Consider the following 10,758-nt stretch of genomic DNA (forward strand, 5'->3'; position numbering starts at 1 on the left):
ACCTCCCATCTTCCAGAAGCACCACATGGAAGAACCAGTCCGTTAGAGCTTACCGGAAGCCCGATCTCCTGAGAGTCCACATGCCCGCCGAACTTTTTCAATTCAGTAGACAACATATAAGTAAGAACTGCCGGTGCCAGACCTGTTGTATAAGAATTTATCAGGAAAAACAAAGGCTCATCGCTGAGAATCTTTGTACACAGCTTAATCAGGTCATGGATACAATCCTCAATCTTCCAGATCTCCCCCTTCGGTCCACGTCCATAAGAAGGCGGATCCATAATGATCGCATCATAATGATTCCCTCTGCGAATCTCACGCTCAACAAACTTCACACAGTCATCCACCAGCCAGCGGATTGGAGCATCTCCCAGACCGGAAGCAACCGCATTCTCCTTTGCCCAGGTAACCATACCCTTAGAAGCATCCACATGAGTAACAGAAGCTCCCGCAGCCGCTGCCGCCAGAGTCGCACCACCTGTATATGCAAAAAGATTCAACACCTTCACCGGACGTCCCGCATTGCGGATCTTATTGCCAAACCAGTCCCAATTCACCGCCTGTTCCGGAAAAAGCCCGGTATGCTTAAAACTAAAAGGTTTCAAATTAAAGGTAAGTCCCTTATAATGAATATCCCACTGCTCGGGCAGATCAAAAAACTCCCATTCACCGCCTCCCTTCTTACTTCTGTGATAATGCCCGTTCATATGCTTCCAGCCCTTATTCACCTTCGGCGTATCCCATATAACCTGCGGATCCGGCCTCACCAGAAGATAATCCCCCCAACGCTCCAGCTTCTCCCCACAGGAAGTATCAATAACCTCATAATCTTTCCATCCATCTGCAATCCACATTGTATAATAATCCTCCTAAAATAAACGCATAATAAGTTACGATTGTACTACATATCCAACCATTAGTAAAGCCACATTTCTCACATACCTTCAATAATATCAAGATTAAAATCCCCTTTAACCTTAACATCATTCATTGTTTAAAGTATAAAATAAAACTCCCCCCATGGCAAGCAAACCATCATAATTCACAGTTATAAACAAATAAAGTGTTACTGTTCACTCCGTTCTCAGTAGCACACTTCGCAGGATATTACTAGCGAACAATAACAATAAAGTATCGATACTCACGTTCAAGTTAATAACATCATCCTCTTCGCAACCTGCCCATACCCCAATATCTTCTCCACAGTTTATCAGAAATTTACTTACTTCACTCCAAATCGTTGCCAGTACCCAGCGCGAAACAGCATCTCTCTGTGGGTGAATCTGGAGGGGGCTTAGTAACTCTTAGGCGGAGAAAATCCGCGTTATGAAGAAAAACAGCAACCTGTCTGAGCGAAGTCGGAGGCGGAGCGAGTTTTGCGTTTTTCTTCATGCTTTTAGCGGATTTCCTCCACCTTAGAGTTACTTAGCTCCCGGAACTGAACCCACAGAGAGATGCTGTTTCGCGCGTCCCCTCTGTAAGAACAAAAAACAAGCCAGAACCCATCCAAGTCCCAGCTTGTTTCATAATACAATCACTTATTTCGCTTTCTTCTTCATAGAAGCAATCACTGACTGAATTACAATAAAGAAACACAGTAACAGTGAAAGAATAATTCTTACCCACCAGCTTGATAACGTACCCTGAGTAGTAATCAAACTGGAAATGGTACCCTTGATCAGAACACCAAACAAAGTACCAATCGGTGTACCAACACCACCAGAAAGAAGCGTACCACCGATAACTGCTGAAGAAATCGCATCCATCTCAAGACCTTTCGCCTGCTCAACGAAACCAGCACAGCTGTTTAAGCAAAACAGGAAACCACCAAGTCCAGCAAGAAAGCCATCCAGCACATAAGCCTGGAACATTGTTCTCTTAACATTCAGGCCCATCATTAATGCACTCTGACGGTTGCCGCCAATCGCATACAGCTTACGTCCGAATTTACGGTATTTCAGAAGAACTGCAATGATAATAACAACGATTACCGCAATCACTACTGTAGGAGGAATATAAGCCGGAATGAATTTTCCCTTCTTATTCGTAGAACCAAAAGGCATATAAAAACGGAAGTTTGCCCACTTCAGGAATAACTCATTCTTAATAGAAATCATATCAGTACTGATGATAGCTGTCATACCACGTCCAAAGAACATACCAGCCAGAGTAACGATAAACGGCTGAATATCAAGGTAAGCTACCAGAAAGCCCTGGACAACACCAAAAGCAACACCAATAAGCAGTGCAACTAAAACTGCCACATATGTATTTACACCCTTATTCTCCATCAGATCTGCAAGAACCATACAAACAAGAGCTGTTACAGAACCAACAGAAATATCAATACCTCCGGTGATCATAACGATTGTAAGACCACACGCAATAACCAAAAGTCCCGCATTGGATACAAACAGATTCAGAAACATCTGCGGTTTTGCGAAACCTTTATCAGCAAAGATGATCATACCTGCAATATACATTACTGCAAATAAAGCGATTGTTATCAGAAGCAGGAAGCCGTTTCCTGTCATTTTCTTTTTCTGCATTCCATTTGCTTTCATTACTTCTGACCTCCTTCTACTGCCACACTCTTTTTAGCTTTTAAGCCGGCAATATATTTTTTAAATACATCACTCTGTAGAGTAACGATAATGACTACCACGATTGCCTTATAAACAGGAAGCTGGTCAGCCTTTACGTTCATTGCATAAAGTGTTGTGGTCAGAGCCTGAATCGTATAAGCACCGATTACGGAACCGATCAGACTGAATTTACCACCGCCAAGGAAGTTTCCGCCAAGTGCTACTGCAAGGATGGCATCCATTTCCAGGTTAAGACCGATGTTGTTTGCATCTGCGGAATAGATACGGCTGGATGCTACGATTCCGGCAATACCAGCCAGCACACCACAAATAACATAAGTAAGGAATTTGATCATTGTGGAATTTAATCCAACAAGGCGGGCTGCTTTTCCATTAATACCAACGCTTTCAATGTAAAGGCCAAGTGCTGTTTTCTTCAGGATCAGGTAAACAATTAAAACTGTGATGATCGCAAAGAAAATAGGAGTTGGGATCGGACACTTTCCAATGTAACCACCTGCCATCTTAAAAGAATCCACACGAATATAAGTAATCTGTCCATTTGTTACAAGCTGTGCGATACCACGTCCGGCTGTGTAAAGGATCAAAGTTGCAACCATCGGCTGAATATTCAGCCTGGCAACCAGAAATCCATTGAATGCACCACATAATGCAGATGCAAGAAGCGCTGCAATCACTGCAATGATAATCGAGTTCTGATACTCATTTACAGAAACCTGTCCACCGGAAAGGATCTGACAGCAAACAGCAGCTGCTACAGCCATAACCGCACCCACACTGATATCCTGTCCACCAGATGCCGCTGTTACCAGTGTCATACCGATTGCAAGGATAACCAACTCTGAAGCACGATTGATAACATCAATGATATAACCGTAAAGTACGCCGTTTCGAATAGATACATTAAAGAAGTCCGGTGTCTTGATCACATTGAGCAAAAGTACGGCGATGAGACACACGATGGGAAGAAACAGACGCGCACTTGTTATTTTCTTTAATTTACTCTTATTCATTATTTATCGTCACCTCCGGCAATAGCTTTCATAACTCCGCTCTGGGAAAGTTCATTCTCTTCCAGCTCGCCTACCTTCTGACCGTCACGAAGAACTGCCATACGGGAGCAGGTACGGAGCATTTCCTCAACCTCTGAGGAGATAAATGTAACTGCCATTCCCTGATCCGCAAGATCAAGAACCAGTTTCTGAATCTCTGTTTTAGTACCGATATCAATACCTCTGGTCGGCTCATCCAGAATCAGGTAATCCGGATTTGTCAAAAGCCATCTTCCAAGAATAACCTTCTGCTGATTTCCACCGGACAGACTCTTAATCGGAGTTTCACGGCTTGCTGTCTTAATCTGCAGCAGTTTAATATACTTATCGGCTGCTTCTTCCATTTCTTTCTTGCTTAATGGATGGAACATACCGCGTTTAGCCTGGAGCGCTATAATAATATTTTCTCTTACAGAAAGATCTGCAATGATACCTTCTGCTTTTCTGTCTTCCGGAAGGTACGCCATACCAAGCTTCATAGCATCTAGAGGACTGTTGATCTTTGCTTCTTTGCCTTTTACCTTAAGGGTTCCAGTCTCAGCCTTGTCTGCACCGTAAATGGCACGTACAAGTTCAGAACGTCCGGAACCGAGAAGTCCGGTAAGACCGATAACCTCTCCTTTATTAATGGTAAGGTCAAATGGCTTAATTGTTCCCTTGTGGGAGATTCCTTTTGCTTCGATAACAGGTTCAGGTTTTGCTTTTTTCTTATCTTTGTGCTCGCCTTTAATATCAGCAAGATCGTCAAAATCTTTACCCATCATCTTGGCAACCAGCATAACTCTCGGAAGATCCTTTGTCTCATATTCTCCTACCAGTTCGCCGTTACGAAGAACTGTAATTCTGTCGCAGACTGCATATACCTGTTCAAGGAAATGGGTGACAAAGATAATACCTACTCCTTCGTCACGAAGTCTTCTCATAAGTACAAACAGCTTCTCAACTTCATCGTCATCCAGTGATGAGGTTGGCTCATCCAGGATCAGCACACGGCATTTCATATCAACTGCACGTGCAATTGCGATCATCTGCTGGATAGCGATGGAACATTCTTCCAGCATCTGTGTTGGCGGCACATGAATGTCCAGGCTCTCAAGAAGCTTTCCTGAACGCTCATTCATCTGCTTCCAATCAATCATTCCCATCTTTCTCGGTTCTCTACCGATAAATAAATTCTCGGCTACAGTCAGGTTCGGGCAAAGGTTTACTTCCTGGTACACTGTACTGATACCGTTTGCCTGTGCCTCCTGCGGAGAATGATTTACAATTGCATTGCTGTTTCCGGCCATATGAATAGAACCGCTTTCAAATTCGTGAACACCGGTCAGCACCTTGATCAGAGTTGATTTACCTGCACCGTTCTCACCCATCAGTGCGTGGATCTCACCTTTACGAAGGGTAAAGTCCACATGGGAAAGGGCACGAACGCCAGTGAAATTTTTGGAAATATCGCGCATCTCCAATACTACATTTTGTTCCATAATCTTTCCACCTGCTTTCTATACTGGTTTTTACCCCTCATCGCTGAATTTTTTTCAGCAAAGCGGGTTAATTCATGGCATAAAGGTAGCGTGGTCCGCAACCCGGGTTTCTCCGAATTATGAACCACGCTCCGGATTTACACTAATAATTAGTATGCACGTCCATCAATGATGTCCTGTGTAATAGTTGTTACTTCATAGTCAGCGTCGTCAACTTTGATAGATGTAACTGTATCATCAGCTGCAAACATTTCTTCATCTACATAAGCCTGTTTGTCAACCTCTTCGCCAGCTTCAAGTTTCTCGATGATTTCCTGTACACGTGGTCCGTGTAATGGGTTACACTCTGTATCCAGTGTGATCTTTCCGCTTAATGTATCTGTAAGACCAGCGTTTGTTGTATCGAAGGACATTACAAGGATCTGGCCTTCTTCTCCACCAACTTCGTAGCCTGCTGCTTCGATCGCATCAATTGCACCAAATGCCTCGTTATCATTCTCACAGTAAACAACATCAATGTCATCACCGCTCTGTTTCAGGATAGATTCCATAACTTCCTGACCTTTGGCCTGTGTAAATTCACCTGACTGCTGTGCAAGTGTTGTCCAGTTGTCATGAGCCTCTACTGCATCGTCAAATCCCTGTGTACGTCCGATCTGAGCAGATGCACCGATAGTTCCCTGAATATCAACAAGATTGATTTCTTCATCTCCACGTCCCTTTGCTTCCAGATATGCATCCAGCCATGCCATAGCTTTCTGGCCTTCAAGTTTGAAGTTTGATCCAACCCATGCAGTGTAAAGGCTGTCATCAGATACATCAACCATACGGTCTACGATAATTACAGGGATTCCTGCGTCTTTTGCTTCCTGGAGAACTGTATCCCAACCTGTCTCTGTTACAGGAGCAAGTACGATGTAATCAACTTCCTGCTGGATGAAGTTACGGATTGCTGTTAACTGGTTTTCCTGTTTCTGCTGTGCATCGTCGAAGATTAATTCATATCCGTTCTCTTCGCTGAATGTGGATTTCATGGATTCTGTATTAGCTGTACGCCAGTCAGATTCAGCACCTACCTGTGAGAAACCAACTGTAATTGTGTCGTCCGCTGCTGCTACACCCACTGCCGGAACAACGCTCATACCGCATACCATTGTTGCTGTTAATAAAGCTGACACGATTTTTTTCTTCATTTTGTAAATCCTCCCGATTCATTTAAGATGTCTTTATTATAGTAAAAATCCAGGAAAATTCCATAGAATATTTTCCGCAAAAAGTTTATTCTTCTATCATATTTTGTTCATAATTTATACAAAGTTTATTTTTTTATTGCGGAAGTTGGATTTTTTATTGTGCATTATAAATACAGAAATAAATTATCAACTTTCTTTTATATTCACTTTGCACAATTCAGCATTAGTCGACATAATTCATACATTCCATTATTTGGCAGACCTTCGTAAGTCTCTATCAGCAGGCCATAAAACTGTTCTTGAATTGTTATCCAGGTTAATTTTTTTCGCCATATACACTTCCATAACCGTACCTTCTCCCTCTGTAGAAGAAATCTTCAGTCCATAACCCGGACCATAATAAAGTGCAATTCTCTCTGACACCGCAGCAAGTCCGAACCCGGCACGTTCACCGGTGCGGATGGCTTCCTGTACTTCATAAAGACGTTCCGGTGTCATTCCCTGACCATTGTCAGTCACTCTCAGCATCATATCATCTCCCAGATTGAATCCTTCAATAAGAATCTTACCTTTTCCACGCTTATTCTTAATTCCATGATAAAGAGCATTCTCCGCTAACGGCTGCAAAGTAAGCTTCGGCACCATCACTTCATCCAGTTCCGGCGGAATATTAATCTCAAATTCCATAATATCCCTGTATCTTGACTGCTGAATCTCCAGATAACTCAATGTGTGGCGTTTCTCTTCCGACAGCGGAATGATATCCTTCCCCTTCGAAAGCGAAGTGCGGAAAAAAACAGACAGACTTGTGATCATATCCACTGCATCCTGCTGCATACCACCCTCCACCAGCCACACAATAGTGTCCAGTGTATTATACAGAAAATGCGGATTTACCTGTGCCTGGATCAGCTGCAGCTCCGTCATATGCTGTACCTCCTGCTCCTTACGCACATTCTCAAGAAGCCCTTCAATCCTTCCTGCCATCTTTCTGGTACCGGCATCAAGCTCCTGGATTTCAACACTGTCGGCAGATACTACATTAATAGTTTTGTACTCTCCTTTTCCAACCTTCTTAATATTATGGAGAATTTCAGAAATCGGTTTGGTAATGCTGTATGTCAGACGGAAAGAACGCCGCAACAGAATAGCCGTAGCAACCAAAATCGCCGCACACATAGTGATGATCGTCAGACGTACATTTCCAGCCAGTTGAGACTCTATCTGCACCAGTTCCGTCGCCTCCTGATAAATATAATTCTGCATTTCTTTCTCAAAGAGCGTGGTCAGGATTTCTGTATTATTTGCCACAAATTCCTGTCGTTCCTGATAATTCTTTATCTCAAGAAGCTGATTCATCCGTTTCTTAAGATTCTCCAGATAGTTAGTCAGATATTTCAGAGAACGCAGGCTTTCCTTCTTTGATGTGGTTTTCTTCAGACTCTCCACAGTACTGATTGCCTTGTCTACCTGCTCTGTCGGCAGCCCGTCCTTACCTTTTCGCCCGATAGTCACATAATAGATATCCATATCCACTTCATCTTTAAAGCTCATATCATTATTGGAATTTCTATAGTTTGCATTATATTCCGAACTCACCGCCAGATTATTAGACAACTGATTATATTCATTTGTATAATGCCAGAAAAAAACAAGAAGCACTATGATCAGAATTGTCATAGGGATCATAGTGCTCAGAAGCATCCACTTCATCTTTGTTTCCAGCTTCTCCTGTTTCTGCTTCATGAATCAGACTTCTCCTCTCGTCTTACGATACTCACTCGGAGTCATTCCCTGAGTTTTCTTAAAAAGATAGCTGAAGTAATGCGCATCCCTATATCCCACTTCCCCTGCAATCTCACTGGAACGTTTGGAAGTACAGCGAAGCAGCTCCTTTGCCTTGTCCATGCGAAGCGAAGTCAGATACTCAATAAATGTCTGTCCCATATTCTGACTGAAAAGCGCACTGAAATGATTGGCACTCACATTCGCCGCATGCGCCACTCTATTCAGAGAAATCTCTTCATCCATATAATGTCCATCTATAAAATCTATTGCCTGCTTCAACACACTTCTGTTCTGACTGCCTGCATTTTCATCACGGATTGCAATGGCCCGTTTCAAGACTTCCTCTGCATATGCAACAGAAGCTTCTGTAGACTGGCTTGTCTTCTTCACAACATCATCTGTCTCTTCTCTGGACAATTCCGTATCATCATATCCAATTTTCTTAAGAAATGACAGTACAGAAAAACGCACATTCAAAACCACATAATTACGGAACACCAGTGATTTCATCGGTTCCCTGCCAATAGCATGGAAATAATCATGGACAAAACTGTCTACTTCATCTTCCAGACCACTGCTTAAAAATTTCTGAAGGATTTCCGGATTCAGGGCATTGATATTCACATTCTTAAGCTGAACAGCTTCTGTTTTTGAAGTGTCTGCTGAATTCTCCTTTACCTGCTCAAGCATATTGTAATAAAGAATATGCCCGTCATACAGATAACGGAATGCATAAGTTCTTGCAGCCGTGTGATAACTCTGCTTAATTCTGCTCAGACGGTCTGCCTCCTCGCCGACTGCCACAAACCAGTCCACATTTGCTCTGGTTTCTTCCATGATCTTCTGAATTGTTTCCACACATTCGCATGTATTCTTCTTTATCGTATCTCGCTGCCCCTTGACCAGAATCGCATAACTGAACACCTGATGTCTGAAAAGCATCGCAACCGGATGACTGAGGAAATAATTCTCAATCTTCTTATGTACTTCTGCCTCCCAGTCTGAATATCCTTCCGACGAATTACAACTGCTGTCTGAAGCATCCGGTGTAAAAATCAGAATATTATAAGCCTCTGCCACAATATCAAGATTCAAACGATCTGCTCTCCGATAAATCTCTTCCAGATCAAAGTCCGCTCTCACCAGAGATTCAAAGAAATCACGGCTCGCATTCCTCTCATACTCCTGCATCTCCAGTTTGAATTTCTCATAATATTCCTTCTGCGTCTTCTCATGTTCATAACGATTATGAATCTCCTCCAGACGCTCAATAAATGCATTCTTAGTAATTGGCTTCAGCAGATAATCCTCCACACCAATATTGATCGCCTGCTTCGCATAGTTAAAGTCATCATAGCCACTAAGAATCACAATCTTAATGTCCGGCAACTCCTTCTTTACCAATTTACATAATGTCAGACCATCCATAAACGGCATCTTAATATCAGTGATCAGAAGATCCGGTTTGCTCTTTAATATCAACGGCAGTGCCATCTCCCCATCAGATGCTTCTCCTGCCAGTTCAAACCCATACTGCTCCCAGGGAATCATCTTCTTAATCATCTCTCTGATCACAACTTCATCCTCTACCAAAAAAGTTTTTAACATCCCTACCACTCTCTCATACTAAAAAATCTACAGCAATCCTCTTAAATACATTATTTACGAGAACTTCTACATATCCATCATACAGGTTAACACCATAACTTTAATACATGTCGCACACTCAGGCAAGTTATTTTTAACAATAAAATGCTTCACACACTTCCTTCCACAATCAATCAACAGCGCGAAACAGCATCTCTCTGTGGGTGAATCTGGAGGGGGCTTAGTAACTCTTAGGCGGAGAAAATCCGCGTTATGAAGAAAAGCAGCAACCTGTCTGAGCGAAGTTTGCAACGGAGCGAGTTTTGCGTTTTTCTTCATGCTTTTAGCGGATTTTCTCCACCTTAAAGTTACTTAGCCCCCGGAACTGAACCCACAGAGAGATGCGGCTTCGCGCGTCCCCTTTCAAAGACGAGAAAGTTCCCCATCCGGACAGGGGATGACCGGACAGGGAACTTTCTCTGATAACTTTGGCTAAATTTTGAGTTAATATTTTTTCTTATTATTAAGTTACTTATTTTTTACAGGAAATAATTCCTCTGCTTTCGGTGCCCAATGCTCTGCATAAGCATCACACTTCGCACAAAGATGCTCCACAGACTCCGGAGACTGCAAATCTGTAGACTTCGCACCGGATTCTTCAACCATCTTACGAAGCTTCTGCGGATTCTCAAGCATCGGGCATGGACGAAGCATATTTTCATTAAACGGCTGACCGTCATGATATGCCATGAAAATCGGACTCTTCAATGCTTCCAGCAGAGTATTTTCATAAATATTTGCATTAGAATAATGGATAAATACACATGGATCTACATCACCATTCGCATTGATATGAAGGTAACGTCTTCCTCCTGCAATACATCCTCCTACATACTGCGCATCATTCTGGAAATCCATTCCAAAAATAGCTTTTGTAGAACGATACTCTCTGATCTTGTGATACATCTTCTCACGCTGCTGTGGATTCGGCATTAATTCTACTACAGCGTCATTACCTGTCGGCATATAATGGAAAAACCATACAAATAAT

8 protein-coding genes are annotated in these 10,758 nt (G+C 42.6%); all 8 read right to left on the reverse strand.

All coding sequences use genetic code 11. The features are described from left to right. Positions 1 to 854, reverse strand: an 854-nt coding sequence (locus AC075J_RS18280) for a class I SAM-dependent methyltransferase (protein WP_055060029.1), incomplete at its 3' end; no start/stop codon positions are given. Between the two features lie 684 nt (positions 855 to 1,538). Continuing rightward, positions 1,539 to 2,564 carry an ABC transporter permease subunit gene (locus tag AC075J_RS18285; protein ID WP_118331575.1) on the reverse strand — a complete coding sequence of 342 codons (1,026 nt, stop codon included), beginning with the start codon at positions 2,562 to 2,564 and terminating at the stop codon, positions 1,539 to 1,541. Then, positions 2,564 to 3,619, reverse strand: a complete 1,056-nt coding sequence (locus AC075J_RS18290; RefSeq protein ID WP_476390597.1) for an ABC transporter permease — start codon at positions 3,617 to 3,619, stop codon at positions 2,564 to 2,566. The genes AC075J_RS18285 and AC075J_RS18290 overlap by 1 nt, the downstream gene beginning before the upstream one ends. Continuing rightward, complete coding sequence (locus tag AC075J_RS18295) at positions 3,619 to 5,139, reverse strand: sugar ABC transporter ATP-binding protein (RefSeq protein ID WP_118568987.1); 1,521 nt, start codon at positions 5,137 to 5,139, stop codon at positions 3,619 to 3,621. Before AC075J_RS18295 ends, AC075J_RS18290 begins: the two co-directional genes overlap by 1 nt. A gap of 149 nt (positions 5,140 to 5,288) precedes the next feature. After that, positions 5,289 to 6,332 carry an ABC transporter substrate-binding protein gene (locus AC075J_RS18300; protein WP_118331572.1) on the reverse strand — a complete coding sequence of 348 codons (1,044 nt, stop codon included), beginning with the start codon at positions 6,330 to 6,332 and terminating at the stop codon, positions 5,289 to 5,291. 249 nt (positions 6,333 to 6,581) lie between these two features. Next, the gene (locus AC075J_RS18305; protein WP_055152863.1) at positions 6,582 to 8,078 is read right to left on the reverse strand and encodes a sensor histidine kinase; all 1,497 of its coding nucleotides are present in this window, start codon (positions 8,076 to 8,078) and stop codon (positions 6,582 to 6,584) included. A gap of 3 nt (positions 8,079 to 8,081) precedes the next feature. Next, positions 8,082 to 9,728, reverse strand: coding sequence for a response regulator (locus tag AC075J_RS18310; RefSeq protein ID WP_055060026.1), 1,647 nt, complete (start codon positions 9,726 to 9,728; stop codon positions 8,082 to 8,084). Between the two features lie 507 nt (positions 9,729 to 10,235). After that, the coding region (locus AC075J_RS18315) for an SPASM domain-containing protein (RefSeq protein WP_476390598.1) at positions 10,236 to 10,758 on the reverse strand (523 nt) is incomplete at its 5' end.

It is taken from the genome of Blautia sp. ZXY-1-C6, from assembly GCF_056339875.1.

Coding starts and splice junctions, on each gene's coding strand:
- AC075J_RS18305 (WP_055152863.1), bottom strand. CDS start 8,078: ATGAAGCAGAAACAGGAGAAGCTGGAAACAAAGATGAAGTGGATGCTT.
- AC075J_RS18290 (WP_476390597.1), bottom strand. CDS start 3,619: ATGAATAAGAGTAAATTAAAGAAAATAACAAGTGCGCGTCTGTTTCTT.
- AC075J_RS18285 (WP_118331575.1), bottom strand. CDS start 2,564: ATGAAAGCAAATGGAATGCAGAAAAAGAAAATGACAGGAAACGGCTTC.
- AC075J_RS18300 (WP_118331572.1), bottom strand. CDS start 6,332: ATGAAGAAAAAAATCGTGTCAGCTTTATTAACAGCAACAATGGTATGC.
- AC075J_RS18295 (WP_118568987.1), bottom strand. CDS start 5,139: ATGGAACAAAATGTAGTATTGGAGATGCGCGATATTTCCAAAAATTTC.
- AC075J_RS18310 (WP_055060026.1), bottom strand. CDS start 9,728: ATGTTAAAAACTTTTTTGGTAGAGGATGAAGTTGTGATCAGAGAGATG.